General features: G+C 75.4%; 17 protein-coding genes. 8 read left to right on the top strand and 9 right to left on the bottom strand.

The features are described 5' to 3' along the window. Window positions 1–34: 34 nt before the first annotated feature. Window positions 35–3,289, top strand: a complete 3,255-nt coding sequence (locus ACIGW2_RS24750) for a HAMP domain-containing protein (protein WP_399845938.1) — start codon at window positions 35–37, stop codon at window positions 3,287–3,289. Here the strand turns inward: ACIGW2_RS24750 and ACIGW2_RS24745 are convergent. Together ACIGW2_RS24745 and ACIGW2_RS24740 are read right to left on the bottom strand one after the other, a co-directional pair. Then, window positions 3,261–5,636 carry a PP2C family protein-serine/threonine phosphatase gene (locus tag ACIGW2_RS24745; protein ID WP_399845935.1) on the bottom strand — a complete coding sequence of 792 codons (2,376 nt, stop codon included), beginning with the start codon at window positions 5,634–5,636 and terminating at the stop codon, window positions 3,261–3,263. The genes ACIGW2_RS24750 and ACIGW2_RS24745 overlap by 29 nt on opposite strands. A gap of 107 nt (window positions 5,637–5,743) precedes the next feature. Continuing rightward, on the bottom strand, window positions 5,744–5,998 hold the full coding sequence (locus ACIGW2_RS24740) for a hypothetical protein (protein WP_399845932.1): 255 nt from the start codon (window positions 5,996–5,998) through the stop codon (window positions 5,744–5,746). 251 nt (window positions 5,999–6,249) lie between these two features. Here ACIGW2_RS24740 and ACIGW2_RS24735 point away from each other — a divergent pair, with 251 nt between their 5' ends. Both ACIGW2_RS24735 and ACIGW2_RS24730 read left to right on the top strand, forming a co-directional pair. Beyond that, window positions 6,250–7,560 (top strand): serine hydrolase domain-containing protein, encoded by a 1,311-nt coding sequence (locus ACIGW2_RS24735; protein ID WP_399845929.1) that lies wholly within the window; start codon window positions 6,250–6,252, stop codon window positions 7,558–7,560. A gap of 116 nt (window positions 7,561–7,676) precedes the next feature. Then, window positions 7,677–9,104, top strand: a complete 1,428-nt coding sequence (locus ACIGW2_RS24730) for an esterase-like activity of phytase family protein (protein WP_391656658.1) — start codon at window positions 7,677–7,679, stop codon at window positions 9,102–9,104. A gap of 359 nt (window positions 9,105–9,463) precedes the next feature. Here ACIGW2_RS24730 and ACIGW2_RS24725 read toward each other — a convergent pair whose 3' ends face one another. Beyond that, on the bottom strand, window positions 9,464–10,303 hold the full coding sequence (locus ACIGW2_RS24725) for a LysR family transcriptional regulator (RefSeq protein WP_399845926.1): 840 nt from the start codon (window positions 10,301–10,303) through the stop codon (window positions 9,464–9,466). A 105-nt stretch (window positions 10,304–10,408) separates the two neighbouring features. On the opposite strand from ACIGW2_RS24725, the gene ACIGW2_RS24720 reads away from it, so the two are divergent. Beyond that, entirely contained in the window at window positions 10,409–11,134 is a 726-nt protein-coding gene (locus ACIGW2_RS24720) for an SDR family NAD(P)-dependent oxidoreductase (RefSeq protein ID WP_361578130.1), read from the top strand. 4 nt (window positions 11,135–11,138) lie between these two features. Here ACIGW2_RS24720 and ACIGW2_RS24715 read toward each other — a convergent pair whose 3' ends face one another. The 3 genes from ACIGW2_RS24715 to ACIGW2_RS24705 form a co-directional block, all read right to left on the bottom strand. Then, the gene (locus ACIGW2_RS24715; RefSeq protein ID WP_391656661.1) at window positions 11,139–11,858 is read right to left on the bottom strand and encodes an alpha/beta fold hydrolase; all 720 of its coding nucleotides are present in this window, start codon (window positions 11,856–11,858) and stop codon (window positions 11,139–11,141) included. A gap of 118 nt (window positions 11,859–11,976) precedes the next feature. Further along, on the bottom strand, window positions 11,977–12,645 hold the full coding sequence (locus tag ACIGW2_RS24710) for a phosphoribosylanthranilate isomerase (RefSeq protein ID WP_399845923.1): 669 nt from the start codon (window positions 12,643–12,645) through the stop codon (window positions 11,977–11,979). A gap of 330 nt (window positions 12,646–12,975) precedes the next feature. Further along, window positions 12,976–14,046, bottom strand: a complete 1,071-nt coding sequence (locus ACIGW2_RS24705) for a hypothetical protein (RefSeq protein WP_399845920.1) — start codon at window positions 14,044–14,046, stop codon at window positions 12,976–12,978. 410 nt (window positions 14,047–14,456) lie between these two features. Here ACIGW2_RS24705 and ACIGW2_RS24700 point away from each other — a divergent pair, with 410 nt between their 5' ends. Both ACIGW2_RS24700 and ACIGW2_RS24695 read left to right on the top strand, forming a co-directional pair. After that, complete coding sequence (locus tag ACIGW2_RS24700) at window positions 14,457–15,704, top strand: threonine/serine exporter family protein (protein WP_391656664.1); 1,248 nt, start codon at window positions 14,457–14,459, stop codon at window positions 15,702–15,704. Window positions 15,705–15,768: 64 nt separating this feature from the next. Then, window positions 15,769–16,608: a PhzF family phenazine biosynthesis protein gene (locus ACIGW2_RS24695; protein ID WP_399845917.1), complete on the top strand. Its 840-nt coding sequence runs from the start codon at window positions 15,769–15,771 to the stop codon at window positions 16,606–16,608. Between the two features lie 89 nt (window positions 16,609–16,697). On the opposite strand, the gene ACIGW2_RS24690 is transcribed toward ACIGW2_RS24695, so the two are convergent. Then, window positions 16,698–17,387 carry an esterase/lipase family protein gene (locus tag ACIGW2_RS24690; protein WP_399845914.1) on the bottom strand — a complete coding sequence of 230 codons (690 nt, stop codon included), beginning with the start codon at window positions 17,385–17,387 and terminating at the stop codon, window positions 16,698–16,700. 276 nt (window positions 17,388–17,663) lie between these two features. Between ACIGW2_RS24690 and ACIGW2_RS24685 the strand changes: the two genes are divergently transcribed. Continuing rightward, window positions 17,664–19,109, top strand: coding sequence for a glyceraldehyde-3-phosphate dehydrogenase (locus ACIGW2_RS24685; RefSeq protein ID WP_356075715.1), 1,446 nt, complete (start codon window positions 17,664–17,666; stop codon window positions 19,107–19,109). Between the two features lie 231 nt (window positions 19,110–19,340). On the opposite strand, the gene ACIGW2_RS24680 is transcribed toward ACIGW2_RS24685, so the two are convergent. Next, window positions 19,341–20,345 (bottom strand): LysR family transcriptional regulator, encoded by a 1,005-nt coding sequence (locus tag ACIGW2_RS24680; RefSeq protein ID WP_391656666.1) that lies wholly within the window; start codon window positions 20,343–20,345, stop codon window positions 19,341–19,343. A 150-nt stretch (window positions 20,346–20,495) separates the two neighbouring features. Further along, on the bottom strand, window positions 20,496–21,044 hold the full coding sequence (locus ACIGW2_RS24675; RefSeq protein ID WP_356075689.1) for a carboxymuconolactone decarboxylase family protein: 549 nt from the start codon (window positions 21,042–21,044) through the stop codon (window positions 20,496–20,498). Window positions 21,045–21,174: 130 nt separating this feature from the next. Between ACIGW2_RS24675 and ACIGW2_RS24670 the strand changes: the two genes are divergently transcribed. Next, on the top strand, window positions 21,175–21,765 hold the full coding sequence (locus tag ACIGW2_RS24670) for a TetR/AcrR family transcriptional regulator (protein WP_391656667.1): 591 nt from the start codon (window positions 21,175–21,177) through the stop codon (window positions 21,763–21,765). Window positions 21,766–21,856 lie beyond the last annotated feature (91 nt).

Below are 21,856 nucleotides of genomic sequence, written 5' to 3'. Positions count from 1 at the left end.
GGCGGGGCGTCCGACCCCGTCCGGGCAGGGCCTCATGGCAGAGCGCACACCAGCATCCCACGGCAAGCACCAGGAAAAGCGCGACGGCAAGCGGGACAAGCGCCGCCGCGAGCGGGACGCGTCCGTGACGCGCGACGGCGAGGCGTCCGGGGCCGCGGCCCCGGCGGAGAGCACGCGCGGGGCCGCCGACGAGGGCTTGCGGGGGCTGCTCGCGGGGCTGACCGCCGTACGGGACGGGGATCTGTCCGTACGCCTTCCGGAGGGCACGGACGGTGTCCAGGGCGAGATCGCGGGCGTCTACAACGACATGGTCGACCGGCTGTCCCTGCTGACCGCCGAGGTGACCCGGGTGGCCGACGAGGTCGGCGGGCAGGGCCTGCTCGGCGGGCGGGCGGGCGCGCCGCGGGCGAGCGGGGTGTGGCGGGAGCTCAGCACCGGCGTGAACACGATGGCCGACAACCTCACCTCCCAGGTGCGGTCCATCGCCCAGGTCGCGACCGCCGTGGCGCGCGGCGACCTCACGCAGAAGATCCGGGTGGACGCGCGCGGGGAGATCCTGGAGCTGAAGGAGACCATCAACACGATGGTCGACCGGCTCTCCTCCTTCGCCGAGGAGGTCACCCGGGTGGCCCGCGAGGTCGGCACCGAGGGCAAGCTGGGCGGCCAGGCCCGGGTGCGCGGGGTGTCGGGCACCTGGAAGGACCTCACGGACAACGTCAACTCGATGGCGGACAACCTGACCAACCAGGTCCGCAACATCGCGCAGGTGACCACCGCCGTCGCCCAGGGCGATCTGACCAGCCGGATCGACGTGTCGGCGCGCGGGGAGATCCTGGAGCTCAAGACCACCATCAACACGATGGTCGACCAGCTGTCCTCGTTCGCGGCCGAGGTGACCCGGGTGGCCCGCGAGGTCGGCACGGAGGGCAAGCTGGGCGGCCAGGCGGAGGTCGAGGGCGTCTCGGGCACCTGGATGCGGCTCACCGAGAACGTCAACGAACTGGCCGGGAACCTGACCCGGCAGGTCCGGGCCATCGCCGAGGTGACGAGCGCGGTCGCCGAGGGCGACCTCACCCGCTCCATCGCCGTGGAGGCGCCGGGCGAGGTGGGCGAGCTGCGGGACAACATCAACGCCATGGTCGAGTCGCTGCGCGCGACCACGCGGGCCAACGAGGAACAGGACTGGCTGCAGACCAACCTGGCCCGGATCACGGCGCTGCTCCAGGGCACCCGGGGGCTGCCGGAGATCGCCGAGCTGATCATGGCCGAGGTGCCGCCGCTGGTCTCGGCACAGTACGGCGCGTTCTTCCTGGCCGCCGAGCCCGAACCCGGGCCGGGCCGGGGCCCCGGGGCGGTGCCGGGCGGCGAGCCGGGCGCGAGCCCCGACGGGGAGGCCGGCGGGCCGGCCGGTGCGCCGCCGCCCGTCCGGCCGGTGCCGGGCCCGGACCTGGTGCTGGCCGCCGCGTACGGCCTGCCGGTCGCCGACGGCGGTCCGCCGCGCCGGTTCCGCACCGGCGAGGGACTGGTCGGGCAGGCCGCCCGGAACCGGCGGGTGCTGCTCGTCGACCCGGTGCCCAAGGGGTACGCGACGGTGTCCTCGGCCGTCGGCACCGGCGAGCCGGCCGCGCTGATCGTCCTGCCGATCGTGGTCGAGGACCAGGTGCTCGGCGCCGTCGAACTGGCCTCGCTCCAGCCCTTCGGCGCGCTCCAGCGGGACTTCCTGGACCGGTTCGTGGTGAGCGCGGGCGCCGTGCTCAGCTCGCTGGTGGCCAACCTCCGCACCGACGAGCTGCTCGCCCAGTCCCGCAGCCTCGCCGACGAACTGCGCTCCCGCACCCTGGAGTTGCAGGCCCGGCAGCGCGAGCTGCAGCGCTCCAACGCCGAGTTGCAGGAGCAGGCGGAGCTGCTCGCCGAACGCAACCAGGACATCGAGTCGAAGAACCGGGTCATCGAGCAGGCCCGGCAGGAACTGGAGGCGCGCGCCCAGCAGTTGTCGCGCACCTCCATGTACAAGTCGGAGTTCCTGGCCAACATGAGCCACGAGCTGCGCACCCCGCTCAACAGCCTGCTGATCCTGGCCCGGCTGCTCGCGCAGAACCCGGAGGGGAACCTGACGGAGAAGCAGGTCGACTACGCGGAGGTCATCCACTCGGCCGGATCCGACCTGCTCCAGCTCATCAACGACATCCTCGACCTGTCGAAGGTGGAGGCGGGCAAGATGGAGGTGCGGCGCGAGCCCTTCGCGCTGTCCCAGCTCCTGGAGTCCCTGGAGGCCACGTTCGCCCCGGTGGCCGACCAGCAGGGCCTGGACTTCGCCGTCACCGTCGGCCCCGGCGTACCGGAGCGGCTGACCACGGACGAGGCGCGGCTGCGGCAGGTGCTGCGCAACCTGCTGTCCAACGCGCTGAAGTTCACCGAGGTGGGCGAGGTGTCGCTGACCGTCGAGCACACCCCGGCCGACGAGGTCCCGGCGGGTCTGCGGGACGGGCGGCCGGTGCTCGCCTTCCGGGTCACGGACACCGGCGTGGGCATCCCGGCGGACCGGCTGCGGCACATCTTCGAGGCCTTCCAGCAGGGGGACGGGACGACCGCGCGCGAGTACGGCGGGACCGGTCTCGGGCTCTCCATCAGCCGCGAGGTGGCCACGCTGCTCGGCGGCACCATCGAGGTGGAGAGCAGCCCGGGCAAGGGCAGCCGCTTCACCTTCCACCTGCCGGAGCGGCCCGCCCCGGCGGACCCGGCCGACGCCGAAGCCGCAGGGCCGGACGAGGACACCGGGCACGTCGGGCACGCCGGGCATGCCGGGGACGCGGGAGTCCCGGGGGCCACCGGGGGCACGGGGGACGCGGACGGCGCGGGGCTCGCGGGCGGCACCGAGGACACCGGGGAGGAGGCCCCGGCCGGGGCGGGCGCCGAACCGGCGACGACGGTGCTCGTCGTGGACGACGACGACCGGAACGTCTTCGCGCTCACCCAGGTCCTGGAGGCCCACGGGCTGCGGGTGCTGACCGCCGACGGGGGCCGGCGGGCCGTCGAGCTGCTCGCCGTGCACGACGAGGTCCGGCTGGTCCTGATGGACGTGATGATGGCCGGCATGGACGGCTACCGGGCCATCGAGGAGATCCGGCGGATGCCCGGCCGCGCCGCACTGCCCGTCATCGTGGTCACCGCGAAGGCCATGCCGGGCGACCGGGCCCGGGCCCTGGAGGCGGGCGCCGACGACTACCTCGCCAAGCCGGTCGACGAGGACGAGCTGCTCGTCAGGATCCGGCGCCGGCTGGAGGACTGACCGTCCCGCCGCCCGTCTCGTCCGGGCGCCGCACCCGGACCGCGACCACGCTGGTGTCGTCGTCCGTGTCCCCGAGCGCCATCCCGAGCAGCGCGTCCACGAGGAGTTCCGGGCTCTCCCGGCCGGCCACCCGGGTCGCGACCGCCAGCAGCCGCGCGAGCCCCGGCCCCAGGCCCTCGTGACGGCGCTCCACCAGGCCGTCGGTGTAGAGCAGCAGGGTGTCGCCGGGGTGCAGGGCGGTGCGGCGTTCCTGGTACGCGTAGCCGGGCACCGCGCCGAGCAGCACGTCCTGCGGCGGCTCCAGGAGCCGGGCCCGGCCGTCGCGGATCAGCAGCAGCGGCAGGTGGCCGGCGCTGGACCAGACGAGCCCGCCGTCCTCGGGGTCGTACAGCGCGCAGACCGCGGTGGCGGTGGAGCCGTCGCCGGTGCGCAGGGTGACCTCGTTGAGCCAGCCCATCAGACGGTGCGGCGGGCGGCCGGTGAAGGCGAGGGCGCGCTGGGCGTTGCGCAGCGAGACCATGCCGGTGACCGAGTCGATGCCGTGCCCGGCGATGTCGCCGACGGCGAGCAGCACCTTGCCGCCGGGCAGCGGCAGCACGTCGTACCAGTCGCCGCCGACCTGGTACTCCTCGGCGGCCGGGCGGTAGCGGGCCGCGACGGTGAGGCCGCCGGGGAGCTCGCGCAGGGCGGTCGCCTCGGGGACGATCGCCTGCTGGAGCTGGAGGGCGACCTGATGGCGCAGTTCGGCCCGGTCGCGGACGGCGGTGAGCCGGTCGAAGGTGGCGGTGAGGGCGAGCTCGGTGCGGCGGGTCGCGGAGACGTCCTGGTAGGCGCCGACGAAGCCGGTGACGGTGTCGCCGTCGAGGAGCGGTTCGGCGGCGACCCGGACGTGCCGCACGGAGCCGTCGGGCAGCACCGTCCGCAGCACGGTCTGGGCGCCCGAACGGCGCTCGGTGAGCGTCCGGAGCAGCGCGGTCAGGGACTCGCCGTCCTCCTCGTGGATGCGGGCGCGCAGCGCGAGCAGCGGCAGCGGCGGCTCGTCGCGGGCCATGCCGAAGATGGCGTACGCCTGCTCCGACCACACCGTGTCGCCGCCGGTCAGGCTGTCCTGGAAGGTGGCGACGCTCTGCAGCCGGGCGACGGCGCGGCCGGTGGCCAGGCCGGGGTCGCCGGTGGTGTGCCACAGGACGACGACGCGGCGGGGGCCCACGGGGAGCACCCGGACGTCGAGCAGCGGGCCCGGTCCGTCCTCGGGCGTGCGCGGCGGCCCGGCGGGCAGCCGGGCGGCGTGTCCGGGCCGGTGGGTGTGCCGGGCGCGGCGGGCCATCCGGGTGAGTTCGGCGTGGCAGTGCGGGAAGGCGCGGGCGAGGGAGCCGTCGTCGGCGGGGAAGGTGCCGCCGAGGGCGGTGGCGGCGGCCTCGTTGAGGTGCTCCACCTCCACGACCGGGGTGCCGGTCGCCTCCCCGGTGCGGAGCAGCACGGCCGGGTGGGTGAGCGCGTCGAGCAGGTCGGCCAGGACGGGGGCGCCGGCCTCGGGTCCGTCCGGGCGTTCCAGGAGGGCGGCGGCCACGTCCATCAGGCCGTGCACGGCCCGGCGCAGCGCCGGGTCGAAGGTGACCGGGCCGGGCCAGCCGACCAGCGCGACGCCCTCGGTCATCCCGCGCCGGCGCAGCGGGAGCACGGCCCGGGCGGCGTCCGCGCCGCCGCCCGGCAGGACGCCGTCGGCGGGGCCGGCGGGCAACCACACCGGCACGTTCCCGTCGAGCGCCGACCGGATCGCGGCCGGCCGGGCGGGCGGGATCCACGCCCAGGCGGCGGCCTCGGCGTGGCCGGCCCCGGCGTGCCCGGCGAGCCGCAGACAGCCGGCGCCGGCGAGCCGCCACAGCCACACGCTGTCGGCGCCGAGCGGCCGGAGCCCGTCCTCCAGGAGCGCCCGGGCCGCCGCCCCGACGTCCTCGGAGGTCTCGGCGACGGCCGCGGCGCGGCGCCGGCGGCGGGCGAGGAGGGGCGAGGCCCCGGTGTCGGCGAGGTCCGGGACCGGGGTGGCGGGGCGGCTGTCCGGGCCGGAGACGGAGTTCAGGACGTCCGCGGCGAGGTCCTCGGGCGACAGGCCGGTGGCGGTGGCGAGCGCGGAGAGGTGGGCGGCCGCGTCGACGGTGGAGACGCCCAGCTGGGCGGAGAGGACGCCGGTGGCGAGGTCGGTCAGATGGGCCCGGGCGCGCTCGGCCCGCAGCCGCCGGTTCTCGGCGGCCAGGCCCGCGAACCCGGACCGCTCCCCGGTGTCGGACGCCCCCGGGGGCGTCTCCGGGGATCCGGCGGAACCGGCGGAGCCGGCGGAACCGACCAAGACGACCTCCGGCGCAGGCGCTCGCCCCCCTCGTACCGTTTCGTCCCCTTTCGCTCTCGCGAGTCTACTCGCGGGTCGCTTCCCGCGCGGGCGGCGCGGGCCGGGGCTCAGTGCTGCACGGGTTCCGGCGGGTCGAGGGCCTCCAGGATGCCCGTGGCGTCGCCGAGGGCGGTGGTCGAGCCGCCGGACGCGTAGACGCAGTTGCCGGTGATGCCGACCGGGCACGGCATGGCGGCGGCGGCGAGACCGACGCGTCGGGTCGGCAGCGGGGGCAGGTCGGTCTTCCTCCGGTACGGGCGAACGTCCCGGAAGGTGTTCCACTCGGTGCCGCGGCCCCGGCCGCCTACCGGCGAGTCACCCACCGATGGCCCCGGGCCCGGACGGGCGGCGGGACGGCCCGTCCGGGCCCGGGTCCGGGTCGCGCCCGGGCCGTTCCCCCGGCACGGGGGCGCTGCTCCGAGTGGTCGGGATTCGGCCAGGCGAAGGGTGCGGATTATGGCCGGAACACGCCGGGGGCGGCGGGAACCCTTCCCGTACCCCGACACTCATGCTCGGTGACGAGTCGTCCGGAACGTCCGGGTCGACCGCATCGAGTGAGAAGTCGAGGAATTCCGTGCTCCTTTCGCCGCACCGACGTCTGGCCGTGGGCGCGGGCGCCGCGCTGGTCGCCGCGCTCGCCGGGACGCTCGTCCCGGCCGCTCCGGCCGCCGCGCAGGCACCGGCCCGCACCACCGCCCAGGCCCAGGCGCCCGACCCGGCGCCGGCACCCGACATGGCGGGCGTCACCGCCGCGCTGAACGCCGCCCTGGCCAACGGCGCGCCCGGTGCGATGGCCCGGTACAGCGGCCCCGAGGGCGTCCGGAGCCGGACGGCCGGCGTGCAGGACCGCACGACGGGCGAGGCGATGGACGTGCGCTCGCGGTTCCGGATCGGCAGCGTCAGCAAGACCTTCTCCACGGTCGTGCTGCTGCAGCTCGTGGACGAGGGCCGGCTGGAGCTCGACGCGCCGGTCGACCGCTACCTGCCGGGCCTGCTGCCCGACGAGCGCGTCACGGTCCGCCATCTGCTCACCCACCGCAGCGGTCTCGCCGACTACACCGACCCGATGTTCGAGCGGACCGTGCCGGGCTTCGAGGCCGTGCGGAACCGGGTGTTCACCTACCAGGAGCTGGTGGACCTCTCCCTGGCCCTGCCCCGCACGACCGAACCCGGCGTCTCCTACAAGTACTCCAACACCAACTTCGTGGTCGTCGGCATGCTGATCGAGAAGCTGACCGGCCGGCCGGTGGCCGACGCGTACCAGCGGCGCGTCATCAAGCCGCTGAAGCTGCGCGGAACGTCCTACGTGCACCCGGACACCCGCATCGCCGGCCCGCACGTGCACGGCTACCTGCACCCGGACGAGGCGGGCGCGCCGCTGGTCGACTCGACCGAGCAGACCGTGTCCTGGGCGCAGTCGGCGGGCGCGGTCATCTCCACCACGGCCGACCTCGACACCTTCATGAGCGCCCTGATGCGCGGCCGGCTGCTCTCCCCCGCGATGCTCGACGCGATGACGACGATGACGCCGACCGACACCGCCCGCACCCGCTTCTACGGGCTCGGGCTGCGCCGCTACGACCTGTCGTGCGGCGCCCAGGTCTACGGGCACACCGGCACGGTCCAGGGCTTCTACACGTACGCCTTCGCCACCCGCGACGGGCGCCGCAGCGTGGCCGCGCTCGCGAACACCTCCAACCACGGGGCCGCGAACACGGCGCTCGGCGGGGTCCTGGAGGCGGCCTTCTGCGGGGCCCCGAAGACCGCGACGGCCACGAAGCCGGCCGCGCCGTCCGCGTCCTCGGCCCCGGCCGTCCGCTCGCTGGAGTCGGCGCCGAGCGCGACGGACCGCCCGGCCGAGCGCGACCTGCCCGAGCGGCACTGAGAGCCGGGGAACCGGCCGGTGGCGGGACGCGTGAACGAGCGTTCCGCCACCGCCGGTTCATCCGGTCACCCCCTGCCCGCCACCCGGACCTCACCGGCGGCGCCCACGATCCGGCCATGACCCGTGCCTCCCGCGCGACCCGCGCCGCCTCCCCGTCCGCCTCCGCCACCCCGGCCCACGCCCTCGCCTTCGCCCTCCGGCGCCCGGCCGCCGCCGTCCTCCCGCTGTCCGCCGCGCTCGTCCTGGCCGGCCTCGCGTGGCCGGCCTCGGGGGCGCAGGCCGCGGCGGCCGAAGCAGCACCGGGCGGGTCGGCGCCGGCGGCCCGTGTGGTGGCCACGGCCACGCTGCCCGACATCCCGCTGGCCGGGTTCAGCAACGGCCTGCTGCCCGGCACGGTCGCCGACGACCGGGGCGTCGACCTCGGCGGCATCGGCAGCGACCTCTACCCGGCCGAGCGGCCCGGCGAGTACTGGACCGTCACCGACCGCGGGCCCAACGGGCAGATCACCGTCGGCAAGGAGAAGCGCCGCACCTTCCCGGTGCCCGGCTTCGACCCGGCGATCGTGAAGATCCGCGCCACCGGCGACCGCGTCGAGGTGCTGCGCGCGATCCCGCTCACCACCGCCTCCGGCAAGCCGGTCACCGGCCTGCCCAACCAGCCGGGCCGCGACGAGGCGCCGTACTCCTACGACGCCCGGACCCCGCTCGCGTACGACCCGAACGGCCTGGACACCGAGGGCCTGGTCCGCGACCGGGACGGAAGCTTCTGGCTGGTGGACGAGTACGGTCCCTCGCTCGTGCACGTGTCCCCGGGCGGCCGGGTGCTCGCCCGGCACGTGCCGCAGGGCCTGAACCTGACCGGCGCCGACTACCCGGTGATCGAGTCGCTGCCCTCGATCCACCTCACCCGCAAGAACAACCGCGGCTTCGAGGGCCTCGCCCTGCTCCCGGACGGCGACCTGGTGATGGCGCTGCAGAGCCCGCTGCTCAACCCCGACAAGAACAGCGGCGAGGACTCGCGCACCACCCGGCTGCTGCGCTTCTCGCCGCGCGAGGGCGCCGTCACCGCCGAGTACGCGTACCGCTTCGACCCGGTCGGCGAGGTCGAGCCCGGCCAGACCAAGACCTCCGAGCTGAAGATCTCCGCGCTGGTCGCGCTCGGCGGCGACCGCCTCCTCGTGCAGGAGCGCACCGACAAGGCCGCCCGGCTGTACGAGATCCGGCTGCGCCGCGGCGCGGACATCCTCGGCTCTGCCTGGGACTCCCCCGCCACCAGCCCGTCCCTGGAACAGCTGACGGACCCGGCCGCCGCCGGCGTGCCCGTGCCGGCCAAGCGCCTGGTCGTGGACCTCGGCCGGGTCGAGGGCGTGCCCGGGAAGATCGAGGGCGTGGCGGTGACGGGCCGGCACACGCTGGTGCTGCTCAACGACAACGACTTCGGCATGACCGACGGCCCGCAGGCCTTCGACGCGGACGGCCGGCTGGTCGACAGCGGCGTGGAGACCACCCTGGTCACGGTCCGGCTGGACCGCCCGGTCCGCTGAGCCGGAGGACGGGGAAAGGCGCCGCCGGGGGCCGACCGGGCCGGCGGTGAGGGGCGGCCGGGGTCTGTCCGGCGGATCAGGGCCGGACAGGCCGCGGCGGCCGGTGCGTGGGGGCCTCCCCGGGCCCACCAGGGCCGAGGGCCGGGGCCCTTTCCCCGGGCCCGCCAGGGCGAGGGGCGGAAGCGATGCCGGAGGACTCCCCTGGGCTTCGCCCGGGGCACCCCCACCCCCCGGGCGAAGCCCAGGGGGGACATCGGCGACCGACGGCAACGCGGCGCGGCACGGTGCCCGGGGGCGCCCCCGCCCGGGCGGGGCTCGGGGGGAGTCGCGAGCCCGGCGTGATCGGTGAGACGCCCCCCCTAGAGGCGGGTCGCGGTGCGGACCAGGGCGGCGACGGCGCGGGAGCGGCTGTGGGGCGGCCAGGCGATGACGGTCGTGACGGGCGGGGCGTCCGGGACCGCGACCGTCGCGTGGGCCTCGCGCAGCTGGGGTCGGAGGGACTCCGGTACGAGCGCGCAGGCCCGGCCCAGTGCGATCAGCTGGAAGAGCTGGGTGTGGTCGCGCACCCGCGGGCCGGGGCCGTCCGGGTACCGGCCGCCCGGGCGCGGCCAGCGCGGCAGCGGGAGGTCCGGCCGGCCGGTGACCTCGGCCATCGTGACGTGCGGGCGGCCGGACCAGGGGTGCCCGGCGGGCAGGACCAGGATCTGCGGTTCGGTGTGCAGGTCCTCCGTGTCGAGGCCGGCCGTCGTGTCGAAGGGCCGCTGGAGCAGGGCGACATCGGCGTGCCCGTCGCGCAGCAGCCGCTCCTGCTCGCCCGGCCCGCACAGCAGCACCTCGACGGCGACCGCGCCGGGCTCGGCGGCGTAGGCGTCCAGCAGCTTCGCCAGCAGGTCGCCGGCCGCCCCGGCCTTCGTGGCCAGCACCAGGCCGTGCGACGGGCAGGCCGCGCGGCGGGTGCGGCGCTCGGCGGCCTCGACCGCGTCGAGCGCGACCCGGGCCTCCCGCAGCAGCACCGCTCCGGCCTCGGTCAGGGAGACGGCGCGAGCGCCGCGGTGCAACAGCGGCACGCCGAGCCGCCGTTCGAGCCGCTGGATCGCCCGCGACAGCGGGGGCTGCGCCATGCCGAGCCGCCGAGCCGCCCGCCCGAAGTGCAACTCCTCCGCGACGGCGACGAAGTAGCGCAACTCCCGTGTCTCCACCGGCACATGCTATCGGCGCCCCACCAGGACCGATACCCGTGCGGTATCGCCGGCCACCCGGCCGGTCTTGGACCTCGGGCCCCCGTGCGCACCAGGCTGGAGGACATGAGCGAACGGACGATCGCGCTGGTGACCGGCGCGAACAAGGGAATCGGGTACGAGATCGCGGCCGGTCTGGGCGCCCTCGGCTGGCACGTCGGCGTGGGCGCGCGGGACCCGCACCGCCGCGACACCGCGGTGGAGAAGCTGCGGGCCGCCGGGGCCGACGCGTTCGGCGTGCCGCTCGACGTCACGGACGACGCGAGTGCGGCCGCCGCGGCCGAACTGCTCGCCGACCGCGCCGGAGGGCTCGACGTCCTGGTGAACAACGCCGCGATCGCCGGCGGCCTCCCGCAGACGGCCGGCACCGTCGATGCCTCGACCGTGCGGGCCGTTGTGGAGACCAACGTGCTCGGCGTCGTCCGCGTCACCCACGCGATGCTGCCCCTGCTGCGCCGCTCGGCGTCGCCGCGGATCGTGAACATGTCCAGCAGCCTCGGCTCGCTGGCCCTGCAGACCGCACCCGGCGCCGACATGGGCCCGGTTCCCGCGGCGTACGCGGCGTCGAAGACCTTCCTCAACGCCGTCACCGTCCACTACGCCAAGGAACTGGGCGCCGCCGGGATCCTCGTCAACTGCGCGTGCCCCGGCTTCACCGCCACCGACCTCAACGGCTTCCGGGGCGTGCGCACCCCGCAGCAGGGCGCGGCGATCGCGATCCGCCTCGCGACCCTGCCCGACGACGGACCGACCGGCGGCTTCTTCGACGACGGCGGCCCCGTGCCCTGGTGACCCTTCAGTCCTCGGCCACCACCGTGGCCTCCGCCGCCTCGGCCGCTTCCGCCGCCTCCGCGAGGATGCGGGCGAGTTCGCGGGGGCGGGTGGTCATCGGCCAGTGACCGGAGTCGATGTCCACGTACGAGAGGTGCTTCACGGCGGCGAGCTCCGGGCTCTCCCCGCCCGCGATCCACTCGCGGGCCTGGTCCGGGGTGAACTCGGGGCACACCAGCGTCACCGGCAGTGCGAAGCGGCGCGGGTCGGTGAGCCGCACGATCCCCTCGGCGACCGCGCCGGGCACCGGGAGCGCGGCGGAGGCCAGGCGGGCCCGGGCGGCCTCGTCCAGGTCGGCGGCGTCCGGGCCCTCGAAGGGCTCCCAGCCGGGGAAGTCCACGACCCCGTCCCGGACCGGGAAGAAGGGGGCGTAGGGCCGCCCGTCGGAGGCGGGGAAGCCGCCGATCACGGCGACTCCGGCGATCCGCCCGGGCCGCGCGTCGGCGGCCGCCCAGGCCAGGGAGGCCGCGGCGGAGTGCCCCACCACGAAGGGCTTCCCGGCCGCCGCGTCCACGGCGGCGACGACGGCCGCGACCTGGTCGTCGAGCGTGGCGCCGACGGCGCCGTCGCCCTGGCCGGGCAGGGTGAGCGGCACGGGCCGGTGGCCGAGTGCGGCGAGTTCGGGCACGACGTCGTCCCATGCGGATCCGTCGAGCCACAGACCGGCGACGAGCAGAATGTCCACGAGCGGTTCTCCCGGTGCGAGTGCGAGTGCAAGCGCGAGTGCGAGTGCGGGCGGGTGCTGTTGCGGGGTGAAGACTGCGTCCGCACGCTACCGGGAGGGTCTGACAACGGCCCCCGCGTCAGCCGGCGACGCCGGCCCGGCCTTCCTCGTCCCCCGTCGCGTTGGCGTCCTCCGTCGCCTTGGCGGCCGTGACGAAGGCGCGGATCAGGGCGTGGTCCTTCACGCCGGGCGCCGACTCCACTCCGCTGGACACGTCGACGCCCCAGGGGCGGGCGTGCTCGACGGCCTCGGCGACGTTGTCGGGGGCCAGGCCGCCGGCGAGCAGCCAGGGGCCCTCGGGGCGGGCCGCGTCCAGCAGGGACAGGTCCCAGCGGGCGCCGGACCCGGCGCGGGGCGAGTCGAGCAGCAGCACCTCCTCGCCGTAGGCGCCGACCCGGGTGTCGGGCCGCTCCTTGAGGGAGGTGGCGCGCCACAGCCGGGGGAAGATCCGTGCGGCCGCCGCGAACTCCGCCTCGCCGTAGGCCGGGCCGTGCAGCTGGAGCGCGTCGACGTCGAGTGCGCGGGCGAGCTCGGCCGCCTCGGAGGCGGGGGTGTCGTTGACGACGAGGACGGACAGCACCCGCTCGGGGGTGTGGGCGCGGGCGTGGCGGGCGAGCGCGGCCGCCTGCTCGCGGGCCAGGCCGCGGACGCTGGTCCCGCTGACGACCAGCCCGACCGCGTCGGCCCCGGCCGCGACGGCCACGTCGATGTCGGACGTCGTGGCGAGCCCGCACACCTTCACGAACACAGCGTCTCCTCGTCTGTTCCCGGCCCCGGACCGCCCGCCGGCCCCGGACCGCCCGAGCCTACCGCCGCGGTCCGGTCGGCCGGCGGGGCGCCTAGGCCCTGTCCGGAAAGTGGCGTCGTCTGCCCGCAGGGCAGGGCTCGCGGTGTCTGGTGCGTGCGATCGCAAGGCGGAGGTGGGGGTACCTCCCCGGCCGCCAGGCCGAGGGGGCGGAGACATGGCTTGCCATGGCGACCGACGACAACGCGGCGTGGGGGCACCTCCCGTGCCCGCAGGGCTACGGGGGAGTGCGTGCCAGGCGCCGCGAGCCAGGTGAGACTTTCCGGACAGGGCCTAGGAGCCCTCGGTCCGTTCGGCGGGTTCCTCGTCGTCGAAGGAGTCGGCGGCGTACGGGTGGACGTAGTGGTCCTCGCCGAACGGGGTGAACCAGGTGCCGAAGCCGAGCAGCGGGGGCTCCTCCTCCGCACCCCCCTCGTGCACGTGGGCGCGGAAGCGCTCCAGGGCGGCGAGGACGTCCGCGTCGAGCAGGCCGTACAGCTCGAGGGCGGCCCTGGCCTGTTCGAGGAGGAAGCGCAGGACCAGTTCCTCGGCCAGGCAGCCGAGGCGGGCGAAGCTGCCGTCGGTGAAGCGGGTGGTGAGGGCGACCGCGGTGACGAGGAAGCGGCGGGCGAAGGGCTCGTCGTAGCGGGCGGCGTGACGGGCCGGGAGCCGGTCGAGGTGCCAGAGGTGGCCCTGGCAGTCGGCCACGTCGGTGTCCTCGTCGGCGAGGGCCTGCACGTCGTCGTACAGCTCGTCGATGAACACCTCGGCGGCGTGCACCAGGGCGCCGGCGGCGAGTTCGGCGGTGTCGGGGCTCGCGCCGAAGACGGCCGGTTCGAAGGACCGGAGCCGCGCCGCCATCGCGCGGATCTCCGTCTCGGGGTCGGGCGCGTCCTCCACGACCTCGGACCAGACGCCGTCCTCGTCCTCGCCGTCCTCCCGCCGGGCCCCGCCGGCCGTGTGGCGGGCCCGCCGGGCGGCCGGGTCGCTGGGCGGCACGTCCGGGCCGTCGGCGGCGGCCAGGCTCTCCCGGGCGCGGTCGGTGTGCAGCCGCACCTCGCTGCTGACCACGAGCCAGCCGGTGAGGAGGTCGGTCCGGTCCAGGACCTCCTGGACCACGGCCCCGACCGCGTCCTCGGCGCTCTCCAGGGAGGGCGCGAGGGCGGTCACGGACAGTTCGGCGCCCCGCGCGTAGGGGGTCACGTCCACGTCCAGGACGTCCACCTCCACGCCGTCCGGTCCCTCGGCGCCGGCCACGGAGCCGAAGCCGCGCTCCAGGAGCACGGCCGCGCCGAACCTGCCGAGGGCGTCGAGGTCGGGGGCGTCGTCGGGTATGCAGGTTTCCACGGTCACGACGTACGTCACGACGCAAGACTGCCAGCCCGGGCGGGGTGGTTTCGAAGGGATTGCGGAATCCGGACGGAACGGGACGCGGGCCGGGCGCGGGCGGGGCACGGCCGGCGCGTGGCAGCGATGCCGCCGGGCCCGGGCCCGAGGGCCGGAGAGGCGCGGGAGGCGGGGCATGGGAGGCCGGAGGGGCTCCCGGGCCTGAGGGGCTCCCGGGCCTGAGGGGCTCCCGGGCCGGAGGGGTACGGGAGGCCGGAGGGGCTCCCGGGCCTGAGGGGCTCCGGACCCGGGGCGCGAGGGGTGCGGGAGGCCTGAGGGGCTCCCGGGCCCGAGGGGTGCGGGGGCTGGAACGGCATCGGGGCCGTGGCCTCACCCGTAAGGGCGCCGCCGGCTCGCCGCTCCCCCGGCCGCGCCGCACCCTGGGGCGGATGAAGCCACCCGCTGCCGCCGGACCCGACGAACTGACCGCCTTCCTCGCCCGGCTCACGACGGTGCTGCTCGGCGTCAGCGGGGAGGGCGCCGAGATCGTCGACCGCACGGTGACGACGGCCGCCCGCGCCTGCGGCGGCGAGGCGACCCTGCTGCTCGTGCCGGACGCCGCCGTGCTCACCGTCCGTACCACCGGCGGCGAGCGGACGACGACCGTGCGGGCCTTCCCCGAGGTGTTCCGGCTCGACCGGGTGGTGGCCGTGAAGGCGCTGGTCGCCGACCTGACGGCGGGCCGGGTCGGGCTCGCCGGGGCGGCGCGGCGGCTCGACCGGATCGAGGCCGCGCCCGCCCCGTACCCCTGGCCGCTCAAGCTGCTCGGGATCGTGCTGTTCTCGCTGGGCTTCGCACCCCTGATGCAGCCGACCTGGTACGAGATCGGCACGACGGGCGTGCTCGCGGCGATCGCCGCCGGGCTGGCCGTCGCCGCGGACCGGCTGCCGCGGCTGGCCAGGGTGCTGCCGCTGGTGGTGTCCGTCGCGGTCTCCGTCGTCACCCTGGTGTTCTTCGCCGACGGTCCGGCGCGCGGCGGGCCCGTGCTGCTGATGCTGCCCGCGCTGTTCTTCTTCGTGCCGGGCGACTACCTGAGCGCGGCGGCGGCCGAACTCGGCGCGGGCCGCCTCACGACGGGCGCGATCCGGCTCGTCTACTCCGCCTTCCTCCTCGTCCAGCTGTACGTGGGCGTGCTGCTCGGCCTGTACGTGACGGACACGCCCGCGCGCGCCCTGTTCGACGTGGCGGCGGAGGCCGATCTGCCGCGCTGGGCGCTGTTCCTGTCCTGGATCGTGTTCACGGCCGGGACGGTGCTCGCCTTCGCGGTCCCGGCCCGCCTGTTCTGGCCGCTGCTGGCCCTGGTGTACCTGACGGTCGGCGTGCAGTCGCTGGTCACCAAGCTGATCGGGGAGACCGGCGGCACCTTCGTCGCCGCCGCCGTCCTCGCGGCGACGGCGACCCTGCTGACCCGGCGGCCCGACCGGCCGCCGCGGCTGGTGCTGCTGCTGCCCGGCTTCTTCACCCTCACCGTGGGCTCGCTCGGCATGCGCGGCCTGACCACGCTGGCGGGCGGGCACGTCATCGCGGGCTTCCGGGACCTGCTGCAACTGGTCACGACGGTGGTCGCGATCGCCGCCGGCCTGCTCCTCGGCGCGACCCTGGCCGCCCGCTCCCCGCACCCGGAGCCCGCGCCCTGAGGGGTCCGGCGCGCTGCGGGACACTGGCCCCGGACCAAGGCGCACGGGACGGGGAGGTGGGGGCGTGCGGCCGGACGTGACGGTGGTGCGGGCGTGTCTAAGGGACGGGGACGGGGGCGGCGGCAGTCCGACGGCCGTCGTGTGCGAGGACGCCGGGGAGGCGGCGGAGGCCGGCGAGGCCGCGCGGCAGCGGGTGCCGGAGAGGTACGGCACCTCGCATGCGGTGTTCGTGCGGCGCGCGGGCGACACCGTCGGGCTGCGCTTCTTCACCTCGGGCGGTGAGCTGCCCGCCTGCGGGCACGGCACGGTGGCCGCCCTCGCCGTGCTCGCCGCCCGCGGGGGTCCCGGGCCGGTCTCGCTGTCCGCGGGCGGACGGCGCTTCACCGGCCGCACCGCGCCCGTGCCCGGGGCGCCCGGGCGGGTCGCGGCGGCGTTCGACCCGGGCCCGGTGGCGCTGCGCGCGCTCGGGCCCGGGGAGCAGGGCCCGCTGCTCGCCGCGCTCGGACTGCGCGCGGACGCAGAGGTCCGGATCGCCGGTGTGGGGCGCGAGCGGGCCCTGGTGGCGGTCCCGGACCGGGCGGCGCTGTGGGGTCTGGCGCCGGATCCGGTGCGGCTGCGGGCGGCCTGCGACCGCGCGGGGCTGCTCGGCGCGTACGTGTACACCGCGCCCGGCCCCGAGGGGGCCCTGGCGGCGCGGATGTTCGCGCCGTCGATCGGCGTGCCGGAGGACATCGCCAACGCCAACGGCACCGCCTGTCTCGCCGCGCTGCTCGGGCGGCGCGGGATCGCCTCGATCGCGGTCGACATGGGGGACGCGCTCGGCAGCCCCGCCACGGTGACGGCCGCCGTCCGCCCGGACGGGTCCGTGGAGGTCGGCGGCCTCGCGGAGGTGCCGCCCGGCTGAGCCGGGGCCCGTCAGGTGGCGGTCGTCAGGGCGGTCGGAGAGGTCCCCGCGCGCGCGTCAGGCGCTCGTCAGGTGATCGCCTGCGATCCTCATGCGCCCGTCAGCGCGGCGACCACTCCGCGCCCGACGCCCTCGTCCCCGAGCAGCGCGTTGTGGTCGAGGCAGCCGGCCGCGATGTTGGTCGCGCCGGTGAGCGGGACGCTGGTGTCGGGGTCGATCACCTCGTCGCAGCCGGACCAGAAGGTGGTGTGGGTGACCGGGCCGGGGGTCTCGTCGCCCTCGGCGAGGCGGTTCTGGACCCAGCTGCCGGGGGTCATGTCGCGGCAGGCCTGGTCCCAGAGGGCGCAGGCCCAGGCGACGCTCGTGCCGTGGTTGGGTCCGGCCAGGGAGATCCAGTGGGCGACGGTGGCGGTGCCGCCGCCGTACTTCACGTACCAGCGGGTGGGCAGGCTGCCGAAGGAGTGGGCGACGACGTCGACGCGCTCGGCGCCGGTGGTGCGGCGCACCTCGTCCACGTACGCGGCGAAGCGGCCGGCCAGGACCTCGTTGACGGACCGGTGGGTGTCGTAGCCCCAGCGGAAGATCTCGCCCTCGGCGTATCCGGCGGCGCGGAGCCGCGCGTCGAGGCCGCCCCAGACGCCGGGGTCGGCGTTGTAGCCGTGCACGAGGATCACGGGCCGGTGGGCGGTGGCGGCCCGGGCGGGTGCCGTGCCGGGGCCGGCGAGCAGGGCGGCCAGGGCGATCAGCAGGGTGAGGAGGGCGGTGGCGGGGCGTCGCATCGGCGGGCCTCCCGGCGGTCGGGGTGTGGGGGCGGGGACGGCGGCGGGAACGGGGATGGCGGCGGTGCCGGCGCCCGGTCTCGCCGGTGAGGCGGTCGACGGGGGGACACCGCTCCGGAGTTGACGGAGCGTCAGCTTCTCGCACCCCGGATGTTACCGCCGGAAACCCCGCCCCCGCACCCCCGTGTCCAGGACCACACGGGACCCCCCTGCCGCACATCGGAGGGGGCGGGTTAGCATTTGAGCACTGCCTGGCTCGATCGAGAGATGCTTTCTGTGACTGTCAACGAGGACTCGTTCACAAACTGGAAGAACCGCGAGGAGATCGCGGAGTCCATGATCCCGATCATCGGGAAGCTGCACCGGGAGCAGGACGTCAACGTCCTCCTCCACAGCCGCTCCCTGGTGAACAAGTCGGTGGTGAGCATTCTCAAGACCCACCGATTCGCCCGCCAGATCGACGGCGAGGAGCTGTCGGTCACCGAGACCATGCCGTTCCTGCAGGCGCTCACCACGCTCGACCTGGGCCCGTCCCAGATCGACATCGGCATGCTGGCCGCCGACTACAAGGCGGACGACAAGGGCCTGTCCGTGGCGGAGTTCACCGCCCAGGCCGTCGCGGGCGCCACCGGTGCCAACAAGATCGAGCGCGGCGAGGGCCGTGACGTCGTCCTGTACGGCTTCGGCCGCATCGGCCGGCTCGTCGCCCGCCTGCTCATCGAGAAGGCCGGCTCCGGCAACGGCCTGCGCCTGCGCGCCATCGTCGTGCGCGGCGGCGGCGACCAGGACCTCGTGAAGCGCGCCTCGCTGCTGCGCCGCGACTCCATCCACGGCCAGTTCCAGGGCACCATCACGGTCGACGAGGCCAACGGCACGATCGTCGCCAACGGCAACACGATCAAGGTGATCTACGCCAACGACCCCTCCGAGGTCGACTACACGGCGTACGGCATCGAGAACGCCATCCTGATCGACAACACCGGCAAGTGGCGCGACCGCGAGGGCCTGTCGAAGCACCTGCGTCCGGGCATCGACAAGGTCGTCCTGACCGCCCCCGGCAAGGGCGACGTCCCGAACATCGTGCACGGCGTCAACCACGACACCGTGAAGCCGGACGAGAAGATCCTGTCCTGCGCCTCCTGCACCACCAACGCGATCGTCCCGCCGCTCAAGGCGATGGACGACGAGTACGGCGTGCTGCGCGGTCACGTGGAGACGGTCCACTCGTTCACGAACGACCAGAACCTGCTGGACAACTACCACAAGGCCGACCGCCGCGGCCGTTCCGCGCCGCTGAACATGGTCATCACGGAGACGGGCGCCGCCTCCGCCGTGGCCAAGGCGCTGCCGGACCTCAAGGCCCCGATCACCGGCAGCTCGATCCGCGTCCCCGTCCCGGACGTCTCGATCGCGATCCTCAGCCTGCGCCTGGGCCGCGAGACCACCCGCGACGAGGTCCTGGAGTACCTGCGCGACGTCTCGCTGCACTCGCCGCTGAAGCGCCAGATCGACTTCACCACGGCGCCCGACGCCGTCTCGATGGACTTCGTCGGCTCGCGCCACGCGTCCATCGTCGACGCCGGTGCGACCAAGGTCGACGGCGACAACGCGATCCTGTACCTGTGGTACGACAACGAGTTCGGCTACTCCTGCCAGGTCATCCGGGTCGTCCAGCACGTCTCGGGCGTCGAGTACCCGACCTTCCCGGCGCCGGCGGCCTGAGCCGCCCCGGCCCCGGCCGGGACCGCGTCGCACGCACACCGCCGGAGGGCGGCGGGGCACCCGCCCCGCCGCCCTTCGGCGTTCCCGGGCCCCGTCCCGTACCGGCGCTCCCGGGGAACGAGGAGGTGCCACGGCGCGCCCGTCGCCTCTGGAGCCCGGTCGGGGGTGTGGGTCCGGGGAGAGACGGGCGTGCCGTGGCACCGGTTCGGGGGTGGCGCGGGGTGGAGCGGGTCAGCCGGCGAGGCCCTCGGGGCCGAGGGCGGACACCGCGGCGGCGCCCTCGGGGTCGTCGCCGGGCACGGAGCCGGCCAGCGCGGTGGCCTGCCGCAGGGTCTCGGCGAGGTTCTCCCAGTCGAGGGCCGGGCGGTCGTCGCCGCGCACCGAGATCAGGGAGGCGTTCCAGCGCATCCGGGGCACGCCGGGCAGCGGGCGCAGTCCGCCGGCCTCGCGCGGGGAGGCGGCCAGGGCCCTGGGGAGCATGGCGCAGCCGAGCCCGGACTGGGCGGCGGCGCGGACCCCGGCCATGGAGCCGAGCTCGTGGATCTCGGGCGGTCCGTCGGAGCGGAGCCGCAGGAACTCGGGCAGCCAGCGCTGCGAGGGGCAGTCGGGGTCGGCGATGACGACCTGCCGGCCGACGGCCGCGCCGCGCATCCGGGCGACTCCGGTGACGGGCACGAACTCGACCTCCTGGAGGCGCACTTCTGTCAGGTCGTCGGGCCGGTCGGGGGTGCGCAGCGGGTCGGCAAGGGTGCCGGGCAGGGCGGCGGGGTCGTCGGCGTCGACGACGGTGAGGACGAGCGCGCCGTCGATGGTGCCGGCCCGGAAGGCGTCGTGGACCTCGCCGGTGCCCATGACCCGCAGGGCCAGCTGGACTCCGGAGAGGAGCCGGCGGCCGATGTGGGTGAGGCGGGCCAGCTGCTGTCCGTAGGCGAGCGCGGGCACCACGCCGACGGTCATCCGCGGCGGGTTGGCGGCCGGGCGGCGCAGGGCGGTCTCCATCTCGCCGACGAGCGCGAGGATCTGCCGGGCGTAGTCGCAGAGCACGGTCCCGGTGCGGGTGAGCCGTACGCCGCTGGGGAGCCGTTCGAAGACGGGCTCGCCCACCTGCCGTTCCAGGGCGCGCATCTGCGCCGTGACGCTGGACTGCGAGTACCCGAGGCGGCGGGCCGCCTGGGTGAAGGACCCGGTCAGGGTCACCTCGCGGAAGGTTCGCAGGGTTCTTGCGTCGATGTCCACGTGTTCAACCCCCTTGCCGCCCCCCGGCGGCACCTGACACGGGGGCGGCTCGGTCAGGCCGCCCGTTCGATCGCCCCAGTCGGTCTTCTCACACCACAGGGGTGCCGGACGCTTCCTCGCTCCCGGCACCCCTGTCGGCAGCGCAGGACTCTACTCGGCGAGCTGCGCCGGAACCAACGGAAAGTCCAGTTCCGGTTGCGCAACGTGATTGAAGAAGTTCGACAGCACGTTGAGCGCCACGTGGCCGACGATCTCGGCGAGTTCGGCGTCGGAGACGCCGGCGGCGCGGGCGTCGGCGAGGGCCGCGTCGCTGACCCGGCCGCCGCTCTCCATGATGGCGCCGGTGATCCGCAGGACCTGGTCCATGTGCGGGTCGCCGGCGTCCTGGCCCTTGCGGGTGGCGAGCAGCTCCTGCTCGCTCAGGCCGACCTTGCCGCCGCGCAGGGTGTGCGCGGAGACGCAGTAGGTGCAGTCGTTGCGCTGGGCGATGTAGAGCGCCAGCTGCTCGCGCTGCCGGGCGCTGAAGCTGCCGCCGACCAGGGCGTCGCGCATGGCGAGGTAACCGCGCAGGGCGGCCGGGCCGTTGGCGAGGGCGGCGTAGAGGTTGGGCAGCTTGCCGAGCTGCTTGAGGGTGCTCTCGAGCAGCTCGCGCTGCTCCTCGTTGGCGGACTCGACGGTCAGCTGGGGCAGGCGGGGCATGGATCTCTCCTTGAGCCGAACCAAGACGGAACTGATCGGTACCATCCTGACGGTACCGATCGGTTCCATCCGGCGCAACGGGAGGCGCGGACTCCGTTCCCGGCTATGGAACCGAGTGGTACCGTTTGGTATGGCCACGAACGCGAAAGAACGACTCCTCAGTGCCGCGGAGCGTCTTTTCTACGAAGAGGGCATCCGGGCCGTCGGCATCGAGCGGATCCTGTCCGAGTCCGGAGTGGGCCGGGCCTCCTTCTACCGGCACTTCCCCAGCAAGGACGACGTGGTCGTCGAGGTGCTCAGGCGCCGCGACGGCATGTGGCGGGCCTGGCTGGAGGGCCGCATCGAGGCGAGCGAGCGCACGCCCGAGGAGCTGCCGCTCGCCCTCTTCGACGGACTGGCGGAGCGCTTCGCCGCCGCCGACTTCCGCGGCTGCGCCTTCATCAACACCATGGTCGAGGCCGCCGATCCGGAGAGCCCGGCCCACCACGTGGCGGCCGAGCACAAGGAGAAGGTCATCGCCCGGCTCGACGCCCTCCTGACCGAGGGCGGCTACCGCGACCACGAGGCCCTCGCCCGCCAGCTCGCCCTCCTCGGCGACGGTGCCATCGTCACCGCCCTGCGCGAGGGCACCACCGAGGCTGCCCTGCGCGCCCGCGCGGTCGCGACGGTCCTCCTGCGCACGGCGGACCGCGCACCGCAGCCGGCCGAGGCCGCCCGCTAGGGGGTGTCTTGTCGATCAGGCCGGATCTGGGGGCACCTCCCGTGCCCGGAGGGCTACGGGGGAGAGCGGCGTCCGGTGCATGGGGTCTCCC

The organism is Streptomyces sp. NPDC053541, assembly GCF_044544705.1.
Lineage (GTDB): Bacteria > Actinomycetota > Actinomycetes > Streptomycetales > Streptomycetaceae > Streptomyces.
The sequence above is the reverse complement of the archived record's forward strand: the minus strand, read 5'-3'. Positions and strand labels throughout refer to the sequence as shown.

What these genes read in the sequence shown, in the direction of transcription:
- ACIGW2_RS24750 (WP_399845938.1), top strand. Translation starts at nt 35, where the DNA reads ATGGCAGAGCGCACACCAGCATCCCACGGCAAGCACCAGGAAAAGCGC.
- ACIGW2_RS24730 (WP_391656658.1), top strand. Translation starts at nt 7,677, where the DNA reads ATGACCCGTGCCTCCCGCGCGACCCGCGCCGCCTCCCCGTCCGCCTCC.
- ACIGW2_RS24720 (WP_361578130.1), top strand. Translation starts at nt 10,409, where the DNA reads ATGAGCGAACGGACGATCGCGCTGGTGACCGGCGCGAACAAGGGAATC.
- ACIGW2_RS24700 (WP_391656664.1), top strand. Translation starts at nt 14,457, where the DNA reads ATGAAGCCACCCGCTGCCGCCGGACCCGACGAACTGACCGCCTTCCTC.
- ACIGW2_RS24690 (WP_399845914.1), bottom strand. Translation starts at nt 17,387, where the DNA reads ATGCGACGCCCCGCCACCGCCCTCCTCACCCTGCTGATCGCCCTGGCC.
- ACIGW2_RS24675 (WP_356075689.1), bottom strand. Translation starts at nt 21,044, where the DNA reads ATGCCCCGCCTGCCCCAGCTGACCGTCGAGTCCGCCAACGAGGAGCAG.
- ACIGW2_RS24670 (WP_391656667.1), top strand. Translation starts at nt 21,175, where the DNA reads ATGGCCACGAACGCGAAAGAACGACTCCTCAGTGCCGCGGAGCGTCTT.